Raw genomic sequence first — 20253 nt, forward strand, 5'->3', positions numbered from 1 at the left:
GGATGGAACGTGGATTCACATATCGCCTGGTCGCTGACCTTATACAGACTCTCGAAGCAGAGGGGCAACAAATCGGTACGGGGCAGTACCTGAGGGTACAGGAATTGCTAAGCCAACTGCCCGATGACCTGCCTGCGGAAGAGCTGATGTATGCCCTCAGCCCTCTTTTTGTGCAAACCCCACAACAACAAGACCAGTTTTACCGTCTTTTCCGGCAATCCCGGGACCGGACCCAAGCCTATTTCCAGTCACTGGGAGAAACGGTCGATGTGCGTTCAGAACGCCCCTTGCTACACCGCCGCCCAAGAAAATTACAGTGGCTGATTGCGGCGCTGGCTTTTCTGCTGGTCATTCCTCCCCTAATCATTATTGGGCTGAGGTACCTGGAAGAAAGCAACCGGTCCCTGGAACGTACCTTTCAGGTGAACGCCGGTGGCTCGGCCAGCAGTTGTGTACCCGACTCTATACTACAGGAGCGCATTGGCGGTCTTGATACCTTCTCGGTCGTTTTCGCCGGCCAAAGTGCACTGGGCAGCTTTATGCTCAACGGGAATTGCCTGGAATATACCGCCCGGGACTCCGTAAGCGGGCAAGACTCTATCCTAATTGAATATCAAAACGGAGACCGCTCCCTGATGGTCAATTTCCGGCCGATTGTAGAAGGTTTCGCCCCTGCTGCCACGCCCCCTTCCAATAGCCCCAAGAAAAAACCAAAACCCGAGCCACAGCCGGTAGTAACAGATGCAGAGTGGGCTCCCCTCACGCCCCTTTACGACCATGACCTCTTTGCCTACAGCGTAGAGGCGCCCAGCTGGCTGCAACAACAGCTCGTACGGTACGAGAAGCTCATCCGCGTTGGTGGGTATATTCTGGCCTATGCCTTTCTGATCGCCCTGTTGCTGTACCGGTTTAGGAGAAGGCAGAGCGAGCAGATTGTGTTGGACAGCGACAAGCCGCCCTACGTCTGGCATATCCGTATTCCTGAGGTAGAGCACCTGCAATTCGGCCCTGAATTTCAGCGGCTGCTCAACCGCCTGCGCAAGCGGACAAGGGGCGGAACTTTTCAACTTGATGTACCCGGCACGATTCAGGCGACCATCCAAAAGGCGGGCATGGCAGATTTCCAGTACCGGCAACAAACTCGTCCTCCGGAATACCTGCTACTGATCAACCAACAGTCTGTCCGCAATCACAGAGCCCGGCTCTTTGACTACATCTTCCGCACCTTCCGGGCCAACGAAGTTCTGGCGGAGCGGTTTTTCTACGATGGCGACCCCCGGGTTTGCTACAATAAACAATACCCTGATGGCATCTCCCTGACCGACCTGCAGCAACAGTTTGGCTCTGCCCGCCTGTTTATCATCGGACAGGGGCAGTCGATGCTCAACAGTATGTCCGGAAAACTCGCCAGATGGAGCCCAGTGCTGGAAGGCTGGAAAAGCCGGGCTTTATTCACCCCCAAACCCCACGAAAGCTGGGGGCGAAAGGAACGCCGCCTCGGCCAGCTCTTCACGGTACTACCCCTCGAGCTGGAAAGCCTGGAAATCCTTCTGGAAGCACTGGAAAACGACGAGTCACCAACAGCAGAGGTCTGGCAAAGCCGGCTGTCGGGCAAACTGCAGCCACCTGTACAGCTCAATGGCCCGCTGCTCACAACGCTTAACAGCCACTATTCCAGGCCGATGCTGGAATGGATTGCAGCCTGTGCCCTTTTTCCTACGCTACACTGGCACCTTACCCTATACCTGGGGCGCTACCTATCCACTGCTGAAGCCCCACTGCTCACCTACGTGAATATTCAGGAACTTTGCCGCCTGCCCTGGTTTGTAGAAGGGCAAATACCGGATAATGCGCGCCTCCTGCTCACACGGTGGCTGGAGGCCGAAAACCCCGGGCTCCTGCGTACACTCAGGCAAGAACTGAATGATGTGCTCCGCCGCTACGCGCCGCCCACAGGCAGTGCCGCCTTTGAGGAACACCAACTTCATACCGCCCTCAATGAATATCTGTCGCTGGGGCGGTCGGCCCGGCGTGATCAGCTTGGGCAGGAAATTGCCACCCTCATGGAAGCAGGCAACGTTCTGGATGAGGTGGCCGCCGCACAACTAAAAGCCCGGCAGCCAAAGTGGTCTGAACGCTTGTCTGAAAAGTGGAAAGACCGGCTCTACTGGCAAGGGCTGCCCGCACTCGGACTCAAACACCTCTGGCGGGAGATGCGGTGGTTTGCCCCCGCTCTACTTTTTGTGGCCGGGTTCTCCCAAATCCCCTGGAACCTAAGCCTCAGCCCGTGCGAGGGTGCCCTGGTCGAACTCGAGATGGATGGCTCCTCTGACTTTCTATGCCTCCAGGAACGCGCCGCCTGGCAGCTCTACCTGGAAGTTAGAGCACGGCAGCGTATTCAGGCCGCGCAAGACCCCATCTCTGCCTTTTCCGCAGTCAGCCGGGCTTTGAGCAGTAGCCGGGGGCTGTCGGTATTGCCCGTTGGCCGGAACGACCGCTCCAGTCCAAACCACAACTGGCGTTGGTACTTCCCCGAAGCAGGCGCATCCCTCTCTGAAAACTGGGGGCGGGTTTCCACCTTTAAAGACTCCCTGATGATTGTGCTTGACCCTGCACCAGGTATTGACACGCTAGACCAGGAGATCCGCGCCAACCTGGCTTTCTTATTGTACAATGAAGGGGTTAAACTGATTCAGCAGTCTACAGACAGCCTCAACGGCCAGGAGCAAGCCTGTACCTATTTTGCAGCAGCACTGGCTATTGATAGTGTACATTTGCCAAAGGTGAAAATCCGGCAATGGTGTGAGGGGCAGCCCGGCGTTGTAGCTCAGTGCCGTATACTTGGCCGCGATGCCGCCTTCCGGTCCCGCCCGGTCAGCGAAGCAAAGCTGAAAGAAATCCGGCAGCGGTTCCAGAATGACCAATCAGATACCGAGCTCGATACCGACTGGGCACTATTTCAGGCTTTTGAGGGGCAGCGGGCCTTACTGCTGGAAGAACGTGCCATCGGCTACTGGGCTGTGATTAACGGGATTCCGGGCTACCTGCCCAAATATCCGGAGGCAGACAGCCTGTTGATCCCCTGCGAAACCCGCTACCAATATATCAGCGGAACAGTCATTGATAATAATCAGGACGACCGGGCTCCGCTCAGTGGGGTTGCGGTACAGGCCGGTCAGTATACCGCTACTACAGATGGAGACGGGAAATTCAGACTGGAGGTTCCGAAAGAGCTGGCCGCCAAGGATCAGCCGGTCCGTTTCCGGAAACCCGGGTACCAAGACAAAACGGTCAACCTGGATCTTACCCAAACACAACTGCCTGCAATCGTGCTGCAAACTGACCCCGAGTATTCGAACGCAACAGAAGTTTACAGTTTTTACTTCAACATTCAGAATCTCGCAGACGGCAGCGCAATCAGCAACGTCAATATTCGTCTGGTTCAGCCGGATACGCTGCTGGGGCTCACCAATTCAAAAGGCCAACTGGATTTACGCCTGCCGAAACGATTCCTGCCCAAGGGTCAAAGCATTCAATTCTCTTTTCAGAAAGCAGGCTTCCAAGGCGACCGCACCTTTTTTTACTTCCAGGAGCTGGAAGCCGGCCCGGTCAGAAAAACGATTGTACTGAAGCCAGAAGGAGATCTGCCTGTCAAGCAGGAGACTACAGATCAAATAGCGCAGCGTGTAACCTCCAACTATCTTTGGTGCCTCAACCGGACTGACCAAAGCCTGAGCTCTCCGTTATTTGATGACGGCCGGACCCGTTTGGATGGGCAGGAAATCATCACGGACCTGCTGAACCGGATCAAAGCAGGGCTACGCCAAAACAACATAAAGTACCAGGAGATCAACCCCGGGAATGAGCTGCTTAGTGAGGTAGAGCAAGTACGGCGTATTAATGCAGCCCCGGGCAACAAACTGGTCCTCAACTTTAGCTTTGGCTTCACCGGATCAACCACCCGCCCAACATGGGACTCCGGTGAAAAGGGAGGCATTAGTGCCCGGGTAAGCAGCGGTGACCAAAGCAGTGCACGGCTGGCCGCCATATTTATGGAGGCGGTTATGCGGCAAACTCCGTTGCGCAACGCCAACCTGACTATGGCTCCCCAATCGACGTCTCCATTACTCAATGACTTGAATATCCCCATTGCAATTTTTCAAAACGGCTTTTTGACCAACCGCGACAATGCCACTCTATTGGTGCAGCCTGCTTTCCGGCAGGAACTGGCCAATGCCTACCTCAGTGCGATTTACGCTATTGAAAACCAGGGCTTGTCCGGAACATCGGCTCCATATATAGAGAACCGGGACGCTGATGAAGATGGCATAGAAAACCGCCTGGACCGCTGCCCCTTCGAGCCCGGTGAAGGAACAAGTGATGGCTGCCCGGTGGACTTTAGCGAGCAGGAAGCCCTGGAGGAGGCCCTGAACAAAGCGCCTGATGCCTGGGAAGCGAACAAAAACACGCCACAAAACTTCGCCACCACCGGCACTATACTTCCGGAAATTGGTGTACGGGGCCGGTACGGTATCCTTAAACCGCTTATCAACCCTGCGACTCTTGAAACCTTGATCGGAGAGCCCGTTTACCTCCGTAGCCCACACAGTGGGGCCAATATCAATTTTAAATCAGATGATGCTTTCGGGTACTACAATCCCGCTTTCCTGAAGAAACTGGAAGACTACCTGAAAAAAGCTGCGCAGAGTGCAGCCCTCCAAAAACAGCTGCAGCCGTTTTACGACCGGGAGTTTAAAACCATCATGCGAACGTTTTACCAGACGTTTGAAACGGGGACCAGTCAGCGCAAACTCAAGGGGCGTTTTATTGATTTACTGCGGGAAGTAACCAAAGAGGACAAGGGGGGAAAGATCTTCCAGTTTTATAGGGAAGCTTTCAACAACCTGCCGGGCCGGGGAGACAGCCTGGAAGAAATGATGGCCTCCCGCTTCTGGTTCCGCCGGTCCATTGACGGCACAGCAGATGAATTTCACAGCCTTATGCTGCTGACGCTGCAGACTTTCGATCCTGCTTTCCTGAAACAGCAGACCTATTAATCCCCGGAAGTACCTGAGCTGAAAATTTAGCAAACCCAAGGCTTAGAACCGTACAATACGGTGCATTATTTCGGACTCGTGCTCTGTCAAGTAGCAAGGCTGAGTAGGAAGAGCATTACTTCTTCTGCTGGGTATAACATGCAACTTCTCCGAAGTCGATCCCCCGTGGTGTTGCCAGGGTTACGTGGGGGTGACTTCTCCAAAGTCTTACAGCATTACGGTCTGTTCTTCGCGTGGTTTCATCCTTGATAAAGCATTGGAGCGTGTTGGGAGCAAACGAGCGTTGATAATCAAAAGAGTTGTGGTGATGGCTAAATGGAAAAATGCGCGTTTGGCGGAGCCTGCCCCGCAGAATTGCGGGGTCAAGTAAGCATTTTTTCATGACGTCCCGTATTCATGCGGGATTCACAAGGCTTTGGTTATCAGCCGAAGTGTACCTCCAAACATACACTTAGTCATACCCTTTCGCCTGCAGGTGGAAGAGTTCGGCATATTTACCATCTTGCTTAATCAGTTCTTCGTGGCTGCCCAGCTCCAGCAGTTGCCCATGCTCGAGGAAGAGGATACGGTCGGCCATACGCACCGTAGAAAAGCGGTGAGAAATGATCACAGCGGTTTTGCCCTCAATCAGCTCAGAAAAACGCTGAAAGACTTCGTGCTCCGCCCGTGCATCAAGCGCTGCGGTGGGCTCGTCGAGGATAAGCAGCTGAGCATCCCGCATATAGGCACGTGCCAGCGCGATTTTCTGCCATTGCCCCCCACTGAGGTCTATGCCTTTTGCAAACCGTTTGCCAAGGATTTGTTCATAGCGCTCGGGCAGTGTATCCACCACCGTATCGGCAAGGCTTTTCTCAGCAGCGGCCTCAATAGCCAGACTATCCTCCAGGGCTCCGATATTGCCAATCGCAATATTTTCCCCCGCTTTGAGCTGAAAGCGGATGTAGTCCTGAAAGATGATGCCGATGTTGTTGCGCAACTCCTGCAAGTTGTACTCCCGGATATCCACCCCATCAATAAGGATACGCCCCTCGGTAGGCTCGTATAACCGGGCCAGCAACTTGACCAGGGTCGTCTTTCCTGCCCCATTTTCACCAACAAGTGCCAGTTTTTCGCCCGGCTTTAGCTGAAAAGACAGGTTTCGGATGGCCCACTGCGCACTATTAGGGTACTTAAAGCTGACCTCCTCAAACACAAAGCCTTTTTCAACGGGCGCAGGAAATGCCAGGCTTTCCGGCCTGGAGCTAATGGTAGGCTGAATCTCAAAAAACTCGAACAAATCCTGTAGGTACATCGCACCTTCGGCAATGCGTGAAAAGCGGTTCATAATGCCCTGCAGCCCGTTGCGCATGCGCTCAAAAGAGCCAGCCAGGAACGTAAGCGTACCTATGGTGATGATGCCGCCCACCGCCTGCGTGATGATGAATACGTATGCCCCATAGTAGGAAAGCGTACCGATAGCAGAAAGGGCACTCCCCCACGCTGCCCTTCGGATCGCGATCTTGCGGTTGGCATGGTAATACCGGTCAGATAATGCAGCAAAGCGCTGCGTAATGAAGCCGGAGAGGTTAAAGATTTTCACTTCTTTCGCCATTTGGTCACTGGCCCCAATGTAGCGCAGGTAGTCGAGCTCACGCCGCTCCGGTGTCCAGCTTCGGGTCAGTGAGTAGGTCCGTTGGTTAAAGTGGGTTTCGCCCAGGAAGGACGGGATGACCGCCACGACGAGTATGAGGATCAGCCAGGCATTGAAAGCGATCAGGCCACCGGCAAGGAAGAGGACCGTGACCATATCCTGCAGCTGGGTAAGCACCTGCGACATCAGTACAGTCCGCCCGGTCGTTTGCCGGCGGGCCCGTTCCAGTTTATCATAAAACTCCGCCTGCTCAAACTGGTAGAGGTCAAGGCGGGCAGCGTGCTCGATCAACTTTACGGAAGTGCGGTTGGAAAAGAGGTCGCCCAACAGGCTATCGAGCAAAGTAATGCCGCGGTTCATCAGGTCTGATACGATGGCCAGCCCGAACTCCAGCCCAACCAGGGTCCATAGGTAAGCCGTATCCGTACTTTCACCATCAATCATCAGCAAGATGGTATCGATGATTTCCTTCCCGATGTAAAGGACGAGCAAAGGCACCGCCGATTTCAACAGGCGCAACAAAGCGTTAGCCAGGGTCATGCCCGGGCTGGCTTTCCAAATGAGCCGAAAAAAGCGAGGTAAATTGCGCAGGGCTTCGAATTGCTCCCGAAAACTTTGTTTTTTGTCTTCTGCCATAAATGTATGAACCCGCTACACCTTTATTAGTTGTACACCCAAGACCAACTACGGAACATGGCTAAAGCACTGGAAGAATTTGATAAGCTGGCAGAACTGCTACAGCTGGAAAAAGAGGAAGACCTGGAACAATTTAAGTCCAGGATACAACGGCTGCCCCTCACAGAGCGGCGTGATAATGGCTACGCCTGGTACCCTGTTCAGGTGCTCAAGACCGGTTATACCTACGGTGACCGGGCTTTTGTAACCCTTTCCAGGGAAACACAGGAGCATGTACCGCACCACTTCCGTGCGGGCATGGTGGTCAACTTCTTTACGCAGCAGGCCGGCGCCAACAAGCCCGAGCGTACCGGCGTGGTCAACTATGTCAACAAAAGCCGGATGCAGGTCATTCTCAATAGCAAAGACCTGCCCGATTGGATCGGTATGGGGCTCATCGGTGTGGACCTGCTTTTTGACGACCGCACCTACAAGGAGATGGAAAAGGCGCTCAAAACCGTACAGGAGGCCAAAAAAGGCCGTCTGCCGGAGCTGCGCAACATCTTGCTGGGCATTCAACCTGCCCGCTTCTCCCAAGTCAACGTGCCCTACGCCCACCCACAGCTCAACGACTCCCAAAACCAGGCCATCAATCAGATGCTCTCGGCACAGGATGTTGCGGTGGTACATGGCCCGCCCGGTACCGGCAAGACCACCACCCTGGTACAGGCGGTCAAACGGCTTGCAGAGCAGGAGCACAACATCCTGGTCACGGCACCCAGCAATACCGCCGTCGACCTCCTCGTGGAGCGCATCGCTGCAGAAGGGCTCAACGTTACCCGGATCGGGAATATCTCACGGGTAGATGAAGCCGTCATCCGGCATACGCTGGAAATGAAACTGGCGGACCACCCGGAGGCTAAGAACATCAAAAAAGTAAAGATACAGGCCGCTGAAGCCCGCAGGAACGCTCAAAAATACAAGCGCAACTTTGGGCATCAGGAACGTGCTGCCCGGAATCAAAACTACCAGGAGGCCCGTGAACTTGCCGCCTGGGCCCGCCAACTGGAAGACCGCCTGATTGAGCAAATCCTGGATGGCTCGCAGGTTATTGCCGCAACACTCGTGGGCACCTCCAATGATATCCTCAACAATCGGAAGTTCCGGACCGTCTTTATTGACGAAGCGGCACAGGCGCTTGAGCCCGCCACCTGGATTCCTATTGCCCGCGCATCCCGCGTCATTTTCATGGGCGATCCTTTCCAGCTGCCCCCAACCATAAAATCGCAGGACGCTGCCCGAAAAGGGTTCAGCACTACGCTAATTGAAAAGCTCCTCAACCGCCTGCCCGAGGTCAACCTCCTCAATGTGCAATACCGCATGAACGAGCACATCATGGCTTTTTCCAATAAGGTCTTTTACAATCAGCAGTTACAAGCGGCACCGGCCGTGAAAGCCCACCGCATAGATGCGGAAGCAGACCACCCCCTCGTTTTTATTGATACGGCAGGCTGCGGATTCGAAGAGAAGATACACCCCAAGTACAAGAGCCGGTACAATCCCGAGGAGTTTCTCATCCTCAGGGAACACCTCTACCAGCTTAAGGACGCTTTCCACCCCGATGCATTACCCTCCATAGCCATCATCTCGCCCTACCGGGAACAAGTGGTACATATGGAACAAATGGTGGAAGAAGACCCGGCCCTGCAACCCCTCCCTCTTACCATTAATACCATCGATGGATTCCAGGGGCAAGAACGGGACGTGGTTTACATTTCAATGGTGCGGTCTAATGCAAAAGGGGAAATTGGATTTCTTAAAGATTACCGCCGCATGAATGTGGCGATGACCCGCGCGAGAAAGCAGTTGATCATTGTGGGGGACAGCGCCACTATCGGTGGAGACCGGTTTTACGGGGATTTCCTGAGCTACTGCGAGCAGAAAGGCATGTACCAAACGGCGTGGGAATACATGAGAACGGCAGATTGAAAATCAGGAAGCGGTGGTTTTTTTCAAAGGAGCGGTACATTTTTTTAAAGAAACGGTATATTTTTGACGTATTCTCTTGCTAAAGATAATAAAAAAACGCATATTTGCATAAGTGATACGCGTTAAACTCTTGTGAAAACGGTGTATTACAAGCAAATGCTCCCAATGTAGAGTGCTATCAAAAACATACTTCAAGAAACGTACTATGAGAGAAGCAAAAGTGAGCGTCAACCATGAGCGCTTGCAGGTCTCGGCTGAGACTCTGCGGGCAATAGCTCATCCGTTGCGCATGAAAATTCTGGAATTCATTGACCGCAACACAGAGATCAACGTAAACAAGATTTACAATACACTTGGTCTCGAGCAGTCTATTACATCACAGCACCTCCGCATCCTCCGCATTGCCGGGCTTGTGGACACTGAGCGGGATGGCAAGTACATCCACTACAGTATCAACTACGATAAAGTAGGCGGTACCGTTGAAGCCGTTAAGCGCTTTCTGGAAAACTCAAAGGTGTTACAAAAGTAAAGTTGACTTCCAGGCAACAGTTACAGAAAAAATAGGGCCGTGCATTTTGTACGGCCTTATTTTTTTGTCCCTTTTGCTAAGAGCATGCTTGGAGTTCAACATAGGCATCTCTAAGGATGCGTGGGGTAGCCCCGATCAAGGTCCTTCGTTTCAGGGGCAGTGGAATCAGGAGCAAGCGGCGCTTCCATTGCGGTATCGTCCCCGGATACCTCGCTTTGGTCTTCCGATAATTCCTGAAAAAAGCTACGCTGAAAAATAAGGATGATCGTAACGCCTACGGTGATGGCCGTATCCGCAATATTAAAGACCGGCTTAAAGAACATCACGCGCTCTCCACCCCAGAAAGGCACCCATTCCGGAAGGATGCTGTCGACAAGGGGAAAGTACAGCATATCCACGACTTTACCATGCAGAAAGCCGGCGTACCCACCGCCTTCCGGAAAAAGCGTTGCCACGCCACCGTGAAAATGGCTGGCGGAAAAGATAAGCCCGTAGAAGGCACTGTCCAGGATATTGCCCAAAGCTCCAGCCAGGATCAGCGCAAAACTAATCATCAGCCCTAAAGAGGTACTGGACTTCAACAGCAGGCGGAGGTAATACACCAGGAACCCCACCGCCAAAATCCTGAACAAACTGAGCGCCAGCTTCCCGTACTCCCCGCCCAGGGAGAGGCCAAAAGCCATACCGTTGTTCTCAACAAAATGGATACGCGCCCAGTCGAGCCCGAGTATAGCAAACTCTTCCCCGTATTCCATGTGGGTCTTGATCCAAATTTTGAGCGTCTGATCAATAACGAGGACCAGGAGAACGACGAAAATAATGACGGCTGATTTCTTCAAGATGCTGTTATTTCAGTGTGTTCTGCAATTAGCTGTGTGACAGAAGCGCGGCTCATAATTTCTAATAACCGGAATAATAACGTCTGTATGGATTTTTAGGTTTGCGGGCTTTCGTAAAAAAGTCCTCCTCTGCGGGCTGCAAAGGAGGACTTTTTCTAAGTTGCCAAAGGGAAAACCCTATCGGCTCATCTTGGCCTTGATGCTTAATGTAGCATGGGGCACTGCGCGCAGGCGCTCCTTAGAGATCAGTTTGCCTGTTTCCCGGCAAACGCCATATGCCTTGTTTTGGATACGGATAAGGGCATTCTCCAAGTGCTGAATAAGCTTTCGCTGACGGGATGCCATATTCGTAAGGCGTTCATTCTCAGCGGTTCCGATGCCGTCATCCAGTCCTTTAACTTTTGCATCAGGGTTATCTGCCATTTCAGAAAGTTGATCGAGGTAAAAGTCCAGCTCTTTTTTTGCCTTGTCCAGTTTTCCCTGGATAAGCACGCGGAACTCTTCCAGTTCTCCATCTGAATAGCGTGTTTTTTCCGCATTTTGATTCATAACAAGTTGCAGTTTAATATGAAGCACATTAATGCCTGACCAGGCCCGAGCTCTGCCAATAACCAGGACCTGCCAGAATAATTATTTCTCTAAAACAGGCTGCAAAAATACGAATAATTAAATTGATTTTCCACCAGGATATATTATTTGCTTTTGACCGGAAAAACACCCTTGTAACCAATGAGGCAGTCGATGACTGTTTTCAAGCTAACGAAGAGGGCCTCCTGCCCCTCGCGGGAGACAAGGGCTTCTGTGTCTTCATCGTCCTGCGTGAGAGCGTCTTCTGCAAAGGCCAGGAGGTCTTCCTGTGGGTAACCCTCAAAGAAAGGGTCAAGCCGTGACCTGAAATCACTGCCTCCCTTGCTTTGTATAATGGCCCAGTTGGCTTCTTCCGCTTCGCTCAGGTCGTTTTCATCAACCGGAACAGACGCCTCTCTGTACTTGCGGACAGCCTTCCAAACCACCAGCATCAGAAAGAGGAAGTATTCGCGCTCCTCCACCGTGAAGGCTTCAAAATTTTCAGTAAAGGGGTAAGCCAGTAAGACAGGCTGCTCCTGTTGCATCGCTTCGAGCCCCTGCTCGTGAGCATCAGGCTGACTCTCCAGCTCTTCCACCACCTGATCAATTACATCTTCAGAAATCAACTGCATATGAGATAGGTTTTCAGGCTCCACAATGGACGCCTCTTAATTTTGACCAATGATACGTATTTCGAGACGTTCTGAAAAGGCAGGATTCGGTTTCGGGAATGCTTTTCCGTATCCTTTACTCAGCAGGCGGTCAGGGTCAATGCCATTACCAATCAGAAAAGCCGCTACCACTTTAGCCCGATGATCGGTCAGGTCAAGGGCTTTGGCATAAGAATACTGACTGCCAACGTGCGCGCCCACTTCCACAACAAGCCCCGGGTGCTGATTGAGAAAAGCCAGCAGCCGATTGAGTTCGGGGTAAGCGGCAGGCTGCAACCGGTCTGTCCCGGCGTCAAAGGCTACGCTGTTGAGCGGTATATTCCGGCCCACTTCCGCAGGGATGAGCAAGAGGTCCTGCTGTACTTCTTCGTAACGCGAAGGCGTAGCCGGTGGCGCAGGCACTAGTGGAGCCACTGCGTCCGGCTCGGCAGCTACCTGTGAGGCGGGTTCAGCAGACAGTTGCTGGGCAATTTTTTGATCCAACTTTTTCCGGACCATAGAGCGCTCCAGCTTTTTGACCTGATACTGCCCGTCAGTCTCGACCAGATCATAAACCCTGGCCTCCAACTGCGGTTTAAGGGCCTGCTCTACCTCATCGTGCATCGCCTCTTTCAGCCCATCCAGAACCTGGTCCTCCCAGGCTTCGGGCTCCGTTTCAGGCTGTTGGAAGCCTCCTTTCGCGACCCAGTCAGGTGTTGAAGGGTCCGTACCGGCCAGCCCCTCCTTAATCTGAGACTGCAGTTGCCGGGCTTTTTGCTCCAATGCGGTACGCTCCGATTCTGTCAGGGCCGGGCTGGGTTCCACTGAAATGGGCACCTCCATATCCTGAATCAAACGTTTTTCTACTTCAGGGATGATCGCTTCTTCCAATTCTGATTTTGCCTGTGCCTGTAGCTCTTCAAAGGTAGGCTGCTCTTCCCAGAGGTGCCGGTCGCCTTCCTTAATTTCCGATTGGGCCTCCTGACGTGACTTCTCATGGACGTAGTATCTTTTAAAGCGCGCCTGCATATCCGCCAGCTCCCGTTCGGTATCGGCGGCTTCATCGTACTCATTATCCGGCAGGGTATCCTGATGAGCCGCAACTTCCGTAAAATACCGGTACCGGTGGCGCAGCGCTTCGATTTCCGGATCGGAAGACAGCGGGAGGTCTGCTTCGTAATTATGAGCCCGCATGGCATTGAGGGCTTCCTGCCGCTGCTGCCGGAGTCCGTTCAGCTCACTGTCCAGCCGCTCGAGGTGCAAATGAAGCGACCGGATATCCGCTTCCTGCTGGGAGATTACAGCGGTCTGATCATTTGAAGCCATGGCATTGGCTACCATCTCCACTCCAAATGACTGCACTGGCTGTACCACCGGGAAGTATCCCGGCAGGTCTGCAAAAACCACACCTGTTTCTTCTGCAGGTAGGAGCAAGCTGTAGGTGCCGTCTGCTTCTACTTCAGCCATCTGCACTACCCGCCCTTCACCGGTATTTTCCAGGCGGACTTCCGCTTCTCCAACCAAACTCTGGCGGTCAACCTGCACTACTCCGTTCACCAGGCGCAGAGCTACAGGGCGTAAGCGCTCAGGCATATCCAATTGCAGGATATCCATATCGCTCCCTACCGGACGACGGGCAATAAAAGCAGGCGACCCTGCAGCTGGCACACTAATGAATAGCTCATCGGCTTTGGTGTTGATGCCCGGCCCGAGGTTGACGGGCGTACTCCAGGTGTACCAGTCCGCCCCTTTCCGTTTGGTCATATACAAATCGTAGCCCCCAAAGCCACCCGGCCGATTAGAAGCAAAATAGAGCGTCCGGTTATCAGGGGCCAGGTAGGCACTTTGCTCATCAGAAGGGCTGTTGACCGTTTGAGGCAACGCCTGTGGAACACTCCACTCGGTGGCTTGGGTACGTGTGCTGAGGTGGAGGTCTTTATGAGCCGGGTTTGCCTTTTGGGGCAATACGCTAATCAGGTGGTGGTTATCCTGTGCAATCTGGAAGAAAGCGTCCGGGACACTCGCATGCCCACCTTGTAAGTGCTGGGTATTCGACAGGTTCCAAAAACGGCCGGTTTGCCGGAAGGACTGCAACTGGCTTTTGCCCGCTGCGTAAACGAGCAGCTGTTTACCGGAAGTATTCAGGCTCAGCGGCCACTCTTCGGCTTTTGTATTGACCGGTGCACCAACGTTGACTGGTTTAGCCCATACCCCGTCGTCGGATTTATAGGTCGCCCAAACATCACTGGCATTTTGTTCGCCCCGATTACTGGGGTGGCCAAAGCGGGCAAAGTAAAGCGCATCTCCCTGTATGTTGACAACCGGGTAGCTTTCGTCATAACGGGTATTAACGACCTCCTGCAGTGTGCCCTGAGCTATTGAAGCCACGGCACAACAGCCTGTAACAATTAAGGTTAAAAGCGAAAGGAAGGGATTTTTCATAATATTCAGGTGTATGACACGGCTTGAAAAGGACAAGGCCGGGTATTCCATTCAATGGAGCCCTGATATGACCGTATGCTCAATGCATTCAGCCGGTTTGTATGGCCCTCTTACCTCTTATGACGATAAAACACCCAAAAGTAATGCTCGGTTTTACTCTAAATCGTCCGCTTCATCAAAAGCAGAAGGTGGTGGCCCCTGTAATTGGACTACCCGACCACTACCCAAGACCGACAGCGCCCTCAGTGCTTTGCCGTTCCATTCTCCAAAAACCGTAACCGGTTCGCGAGCGCTGACCGCATAGAGCACCCATTGATGTTCACCTTCCGTTTGTACCGGGATTTCCATTTGGCGGGCGTCAAGCAACACCACCTCTCCGGACCGCCACACGGCCTGAACCTGCCCCAGCAGCACCGGATAACCGGATAACCAGGGGTTTTGGGCAAGCGCCTGAGCGTACCCCTGCAGCATTTCCTGTCCGCCCGCCGTGAGGCTGATATCATTCATGGGTTGGCGGTAGGGCTGTGCCCGTTTCAACAACGCCCGTAGCGGATAGGTACCAGGATAAAAGACCAGCTCGCCCTGCAAGGCGCTACCCAGTACCCAGTTCCCATCAAACCGGCCGTTGCCCCAGACAAAATCCAGGATCAGCGCAAAGCGCCCGGTCTGCTCGCCTACCAGCCAGGTGCGGCGGTACCGGAGTTTTTCCTCTTCTCCCTCTACCAGTCCCACCACCAGCCACCGGTCTGAAACGGAAGGCTCTTCCAGGACTTCCTCCTTTTTGATATTGACGCCCCCGTAAGACAGCAGTTCTTCTTGCAGGGCTGCGGGCAGGCCCTCTAACTGCCGAAAGCTCTGAACAAAAAGGTACAGCTCTGACAACGCACCGAGTAGCTCATCGTGCCACTGCTCCTGAACAAGAAGATTGGGAAAACTACGGATACGACGGGCGACGCTGCCCAACTTTGCATCCACCATACGGGCAGCGATGCGCTCCCAAAACTCAGGCCCGGCAGTCTCTATACTGGAGAGCCCCTGCCGCACCAGGTCGCGCAGCCATTGATCCAGTTCCTCTACTCCGGCCTTCATCTCTTCGATACGTTTAGCCAGGCGGGCTTCCTGCTGTGCGGCATCTATCACGTCCGCCTTTCGGGCTTCGGGCTGCCGGATAGCAGCGCGTACCCATTCCGGGCGCTCGTCCGTGGGCGTAATCTGATCGTTTTTGCGCAGGAAGAAAAGCAATAAAGAGAGGACGTGCTGACAAGGCCGGTAGCGGTTCTTACAAGTACAGTGGAAGGCTTTACCATCGAGGGTCACCAGGACCGGGTAGGACAGCTCTCCGGTAGATTTGCAGAGCCCCCATAGGGCATCGCCGTCAGAAGCGGTCCATTCCCACCTACGGCCATAGAAGAGCGCCCGTGCCCGGTTGAGCACGAGTGCATTCGGTGCATAGGCTTGCAGGGTAGCGTAGGTCCAGCTCAAATTTAAACTGATTAATCTTCCGCTTCAAGAATCCCCATAGTGTGCATGGCCTTTTCGGAGGCGGTTTGCTCGGCACTTTTCTTGTTAAAGTCGTCCGCAGTAGCCACCTTTTTCCCATTGACCATAACGGCCACTTTGAAGCGGTCGCGTTTTTCGAACTTGTACCGCGCCAGTAATTTATAGGCTACGGTTTGCCCGTTTTTCTGGCACCACTCCAGCAGCTGGCTTTTGTAGTTATCGTCTATGGTTTCCAGCTCGTGCACATCAACATAATTACGCAGGATTCTATCGACCACGAAGCGTTTGGTGCCGACGTAGCCTTTTTCCAGATAGACGGCACCGACGAGTGCTTCGACGGCATTGCCCAACATGGAGCGGCTAAGGCGGGTCTGATTGTACTCCGAGAGCAACATATCGAGCCCCATCTTATCGCCGATGAGGTTGAGGGATTTGCGCTTTACGATCTTTGAGCGCATTTTGGTTAGAAAACCTTCATCGCTATTGGGGTACTTTTTGAAGAGGTACTCTGCTACGATAGTACCCAAGACCGCGTCGCCCAGGTACTCCAGGCGTTCGTTGTTTTGTACTGCGTAGGGCTTCTCGGATGAAGAAGACTTGTGAGAAAACGCCAACCGGAAAATACCCATGTTGGCGGGCGTGAAGCCGATAAGCTGCCGCAAGCGGCGAGCAAATCCCTTATCCTTGGATAGAAAAAGGTTATAAAACCTGAATACGAGCCGCAACAAAACTTTAGTGTTTTGTGAAAAGATATTGTTATCCAAAGAGCAGGGCGGTTGCTGGCAAAAAACCGGCATCCGCTCTACTCACCCAATACAAGAGGGCTACAACCCGGAAGTGCGCTCAGAAAATGCGGCGAACGACCAGCTACAACCCTTAAAGAGGCTCGCCTGCGTTTGGGGAATCAAATCCCCCAGGCGCAGATGGGCCTAATCTTCGTACTTCTTAAATATCACAGAGGAATTGTGCCCTCCAAAGCCAAAGGTATTGCTCAGAATGGCTTTAACTTCCCGTTCCTGTGCCTCGTTGAAGGTCAGGTTCAGTTTGGCATCCAGCTCAGGGTCATCCGTAAAATGGTTGATCGTTGGCGGGATAAAACCATGTTGTATCGCCAGGATTCCTGCAATAGATTCCACCGCTCCCGCTGCACCAAGCAGGTGCCCGGTCATGGACTTTGTAGAACTGATATTCAAACCATAGGCGTGTTCGCCAAAGACTTGCTGAATGGCTTTCACCTCTGCAATATCCCCAAGTGGGGTAGACGTGCCATGCACGTTGATGTAATCAATATCTTCCGGGTTAAGCCCGGCATCGGCGAGAGCGATCCGCATAACATTACCGGCACCGAGGCCTTCGGGATGTGGTGCGGTGATGTGGTGGGCATCCGCAGTAGCACCGGCACCTACCAATTCGGCGTAGATCGTGGCACCCCGTTTTTTGGCATGCTCCAGCTCTTCGAGCACGATTGCGCCCGCGCCTTCCCCGAGAACGAAGCCGTCGCGGTCTGCGTCAAATGGGCGGGAGGCTGTTTTGTAATCGTCGTTACGGGTAGAGAGGGCTTTCATGGCATTAAAGCCGCCAACACCCGTTTTGGTTACGGTAGCTTCAGAGCCACCGGTGATCACGATATCCTGCCGCCCGAGGCGGATGTAGTCGAATGCCGTGCCGATAGCATGAGAAGAGGATGCACAGGCTGAAACGGTGGCGAAATTTGCGCCCCGGAACCCATACCTGATAGAAATCAGCCCCGCTGCAATATCCGAGATCATTTTAGGGATCATGAACGGGTTGTACCGCGGGGTACCGTTGCCCATGATGTGTTCTTCAATCTCTTTTTCCAGGGTAGCCAGCCCACCGATACCAGACCCCCAAATCACGCCCGCCCGGTCAGCATCAATTTTCTCTACATCGATGCCCGATGTTTCCATAGCCTCTGCGACGCTGTACATGGCGTAGACCGTAAAGTCGTCCATACGGCGCAATTCGCGGCGGTCTACTTTTTCCTGAGGGTTAAAGTCCTTAAGTTCGCAGGCAAATTGAGTTTTGAATAGGGAAGCATCAAAATGGGTAATAAGATTAGCTCCGCTCAAGCCGCTTTGCAAGCCCTCGAGGTATTCGCTAATTGAGTTTCCGATGGGGGTTACTGCTCCTAGTCCTGTTACGACAACCCTTTTCATGGCTTCATTTGATTTGGTTCCAGCCTCCTGGTGCAGCTGCTAAATTATGCCAGTGTTACTGCTTGGTTGGAATTTGCGCCTTATTTTGGGATAGAGAATTGGTATCCGGGAGGTTTGAAACACACTATTAAAATAAGGTGCAAAAATACAAATCAGGGACTTTCTAAAGAAAGCCCCTAACTTGTATACTTTTAACTCCGGTGATAGCGGATGCTATTACGCTTTGACTTGTGACTCCAGGTAAGAAACAGCCTGGCCAACCGTTTGGATCGCCTCTGCCTGTTCGTCTGGAATAGCAATATCGAACTCCTTTTCGAACTCCATAATGAGCTCCACGGTGTCCAGAGAGTCGGCCCCCAGATCGTTCGTGAAGTTTGCATCCGGGTTCACCTCTGATTCGTCAACACCTAATTTGTCAACGATGATCTTATTAACTCTTTCTGCAATGCTAGACATAAGTGAATTCGCTTTATTGGTTTACAATTGCGATGCAAAGAAACGTAGAAGAACCCTGACAACCAAAGTTTTTCAAAAAAAAGTTGCCCCTCTGAACTCCCGAAACGCCGTGCTATTGCTGAATTCCAGCCGATTCCCTACTATGTTTGGGCTATGATTTTCCCTTTTCCCGGAGACTGCCACTATCCAATGCTAACCGCATAATATAAGGCTCAACTCCCATTTGCTAGTGGGTTTTACGTAAAGGCAGTTTGTTAATTATAAGGATTAGCGTACTTTTACATTTAGGATTATTGTAAGATTTACACTTAGTCCGCACCAAACACAATTACACCCAATTAAAAAAATTACCAGGCGCATGAAAGTCGTTGACCATCAAAATACTAAAATTGTAGCCACCGTAGGCCCGGCCTGTAGCAGCTCCAATCAATTGCTGGAATTGGTCAAAACGGGTGTGGACGTATTCCGTCTCAATTTTTCCCACGGCACCCACCAAGACCATCAGAAGGTCATTGACCATATTACTTATATTAACGAGAAGTACAATCTCCACATTAGCATCCTGGCTGACCTGCAGGGCCCAAAACTCCGTGTAGGCAAGATCAAGGACAACGCCCTGGAGCTCAAAGAAGGGGATATCATCACCCTCGTCAATGAGAAGTGCGTGGGCACCATGGAGAAAATCTACATGAGCTACGAGAGCTTCGCCAGGGACGTGAAGATCGGTGAGCGCGTACTCGTGGATGATGGCAAGTTGGTCTTTGAAGTCCTTGAATCCAACCGGGAGGATACTGTAAAACTCAAGACTCTGTTCGGGGGCACCCTTTCTTCCAACAAAGGGGTCAACCTCCCCAATACCAAAATATCCCTCCCTTCTCTTACCGAGAAAGACCTGGTCGACCTGGAGTTCATCCTCACACAGCCGGTCAACTGGATTGCGCTGTCCTTCGTACGGCACCCCAAAGACCTGAAAGACCTACGCAGACGCATCGAAGCGAAAAACCACCCTGCCAAAATCATCGCTAAGGTTGAAAAACCGGAAGCCGTAGAACGGATCGACAAAATCATCAAGCATTCTAATGGTATCATGGTCGCCCGGGGTGACTTGGGTATCGAGGTCGCCATGGAGCGCCTGCCGCTCATTCAGAAGGACATTATCGCCAAGTGCATTCAGCGGGCACGCCCGGTGATTGTAGCGACACAGATGATGGACAGTATGATCACTAACCCCAGCCCTACCCGGGCAGAGATCACAGATGTGGCCAATGCGGTATTGGATGGTGCGGATGCAGTAATGCTGAGCGGGGAAACCTCAGTGGGCAAGCACCCCGTGAAGGTTGTCGAAGCCATGAACAAGATCATCGAGGAAGCGGAGACGCACTACAACTTCAAGGACCGCCGCCCGGTGGCAACCCCGAAAACGCGGACCTTCCACTCTGATGTCATCTGCTTCAATGCGGCACAAACAGCGATGCAGGTCAACGCCAAAGCAATCATTGGCATGACAAGCTCCGGCTACACGGCCTTCAAAGTATCGAGCTACCGGCCCAGAACAGATATCTACATCTTCTCGGACCGTATGCACATGCTGGCTACCCTCAACCTCGTTTGGGGTGTACGCTGTTTCTACTACGACCGCTTCACGACCACCGACGAAACGATTGCGGACGTTACCGAAATCCTCAAGCGGGAAGGGCGTGTCAAGCCGGGCGATGTGATCATCAACACCGGTAGTATGCCCCTCCACCGGCGCCACCGGACTAATATGATGAAGATCACGCCGGTTGAATAACGTTGAGGCA

General features: G+C 52.8%; 13 protein-coding genes. 4 read left to right on the plus strand and 9 right to left on the minus strand.

What is annotated here, in order from left to right; translation table 11 throughout:
• Positions 1 to 2 precede the first annotated feature (2 nt).
• Positions 3 to 5057, plus strand: a complete 5055-nt coding sequence (locus tag RIC19_RS07580) for an N-acetylmuramoyl-L-alanine amidase (protein ID WP_350177702.1) — start codon at positions 3 to 5, stop codon at positions 5055 to 5057.
• A 451-nt stretch (positions 5058 to 5508) separates the two neighbouring features.
• On the opposite strand, the gene RIC19_RS07585 is transcribed toward RIC19_RS07580, so the two are convergent.
• The gene (locus RIC19_RS07585; RefSeq protein WP_350177703.1) at positions 5509 to 7323 is read right to left on the minus strand and encodes an ABC transporter ATP-binding protein; all 1815 of its coding nucleotides are present in this window, start codon (positions 7321 to 7323) and stop codon (positions 5509 to 5511) included.
• A gap of 57 nt (positions 7324 to 7380) precedes the next feature.
• Between RIC19_RS07585 and RIC19_RS07590 the strand changes: the two genes are divergently transcribed.
• Both RIC19_RS07590 and RIC19_RS07595 read left to right on the plus strand, forming a co-directional pair.
• Positions 7381 to 9291, plus strand: coding sequence for an AAA domain-containing protein (locus RIC19_RS07590; RefSeq protein ID WP_350177704.1), 1911 nt, complete (start codon positions 7381 to 7383; stop codon positions 9289 to 9291).
• Between the two features lie 205 nt (positions 9292 to 9496).
• Positions 9497 to 9820: an ArsR/SmtB family transcription factor gene (locus RIC19_RS07595; RefSeq protein ID WP_350177705.1), complete on the plus strand. Its 324-nt coding sequence runs from the start codon at positions 9497 to 9499 to the stop codon at positions 9818 to 9820.
• A 110-nt stretch (positions 9821 to 9930) separates the two neighbouring features.
• Here the strand turns inward: RIC19_RS07595 and RIC19_RS07600 are convergent, their stop codons facing one another.
• The 8 genes from RIC19_RS07600 to RIC19_RS07635 all read right to left on the minus strand — a co-directional run bounded on the left by RIC19_RS07600 (position 9931) and on the right by RIC19_RS07635 (position 18451).
• Entirely contained in the window at positions 9931 to 10659 is a 729-nt protein-coding gene (locus RIC19_RS07600; RefSeq protein WP_350177706.1) for a lipoprotein signal peptidase, read from the minus strand.
• A 177-nt stretch (positions 10660 to 10836) separates the two neighbouring features.
• Positions 10837 to 11208, minus strand: a complete 372-nt coding sequence (locus RIC19_RS07605; RefSeq protein ID WP_350177707.1) for a TraR/DksA family transcriptional regulator — start codon at positions 11206 to 11208, stop codon at positions 10837 to 10839.
• A 143-nt stretch (positions 11209 to 11351) separates the two neighbouring features.
• Positions 11352 to 11858, minus strand: a complete 507-nt coding sequence (locus tag RIC19_RS07610; RefSeq protein WP_350177708.1) for a hypothetical protein — start codon at positions 11856 to 11858, stop codon at positions 11352 to 11354.
• 36 nt (positions 11859 to 11894) lie between these two features.
• Positions 11895 to 14318 carry an OmpA family protein gene (locus tag RIC19_RS07615; RefSeq protein WP_350177709.1) on the minus strand — a complete coding sequence of 808 codons (2424 nt, stop codon included), beginning with the start codon at positions 14316 to 14318 and terminating at the stop codon, positions 11895 to 11897.
• Between the two features lie 153 nt (positions 14319 to 14471).
• The gene (locus tag RIC19_RS07620) at positions 14472 to 15800 is read right to left on the minus strand and encodes an SWIM zinc finger family protein (RefSeq protein WP_350177710.1); all 1329 of its coding nucleotides are present in this window, start codon (positions 15798 to 15800) and stop codon (positions 14472 to 14474) included.
• 11 nt (positions 15801 to 15811) lie between these two features.
• Positions 15812 to 16480: a ribonuclease III gene (rnc, locus tag RIC19_RS07625; RefSeq protein WP_350177711.1), complete on the minus strand. Its 669-nt coding sequence runs from the start codon at positions 16478 to 16480 to the stop codon at positions 15812 to 15814.
• Between the two features lie 267 nt (positions 16481 to 16747).
• On the minus strand, positions 16748 to 17995 hold the full coding sequence (gene fabF / locus RIC19_RS07630; RefSeq protein ID WP_350177712.1) for a beta-ketoacyl-ACP synthase II: 1248 nt from the start codon (positions 17993 to 17995) through the stop codon (positions 16748 to 16750).
• Between the two features lie 216 nt (positions 17996 to 18211).
• Positions 18212 to 18451 carry an acyl carrier protein gene (locus RIC19_RS07635; RefSeq protein ID WP_350177713.1) on the minus strand — a complete coding sequence of 80 codons (240 nt, stop codon included), beginning with the start codon at positions 18449 to 18451 and terminating at the stop codon, positions 18212 to 18214.
• A gap of 358 nt (positions 18452 to 18809) precedes the next feature.
• On the opposite strand from RIC19_RS07635, the gene pyk reads away from it, so the two are divergent.
• Positions 18810 to 20243, plus strand: a complete 1434-nt coding sequence (pyk, locus tag RIC19_RS07640) for a pyruvate kinase (protein ID WP_350177714.1) — start codon at positions 18810 to 18812, stop codon at positions 20241 to 20243.
• Positions 20244 to 20253 lie beyond the last annotated feature (10 nt).

Source organism: Phaeodactylibacter sp. (genome assembly GCF_040219495.1).
Lineage (GTDB): Bacteria > Bacteroidota > Bacteroidia > Chitinophagales > Saprospiraceae > Phaeodactylibacter.

Coding starts and splice junctions, on each gene's coding strand:
- RIC19_RS07580 (WP_350177702.1), top strand. CDS start 3: ATGGAACGTGGATTCACATATCGCCTGGTCGCTGACCTTATACAGACT.
- RIC19_RS07585 (WP_350177703.1), bottom strand. CDS start 7,323: ATGGCAGAAGACAAAAAACAAAGTTTTCGGGAGCAATTCGAAGCCCTG.
- RIC19_RS07590 (WP_350177704.1), top strand. CDS start 7,381: ATGGCTAAAGCACTGGAAGAATTTGATAAGCTGGCAGAACTGCTACAG.
- RIC19_RS07595 (WP_350177705.1), top strand. CDS start 9,497: ATGAGAGAAGCAAAAGTGAGCGTCAACCATGAGCGCTTGCAGGTCTCG.
- RIC19_RS07605 (WP_350177707.1), bottom strand. CDS start 11,208: ATGAATCAAAATGCGGAAAAAACACGCTATTCAGATGGAGAACTGGAA.
- RIC19_RS07610 (WP_350177708.1), bottom strand. CDS start 11,858: ATGCAGTTGATTTCTGAAGATGTAATTGATCAGGTGGTGGAAGAGCTG.
- RIC19_RS07615 (WP_350177709.1), bottom strand. CDS start 14,318: ATGAAAAATCCCTTCCTTTCGCTTTTAACCTTAATTGTTACAGGCTGT.
- fabF (WP_350177712.1), bottom strand. CDS start 17,995: ATGAAAAGGGTTGTCGTAACAGGACTAGGAGCAGTAACCCCCATCGGA.
- RIC19_RS07635 (WP_350177713.1), bottom strand. CDS start 18,451: ATGTCTAGCATTGCAGAAAGAGTTAATAAGATCATCGTTGACAAATTA.
- pyk (WP_350177714.1), top strand. CDS start 18,810: ATGAAAGTCGTTGACCATCAAAATACTAAAATTGTAGCCACCGTAGGC.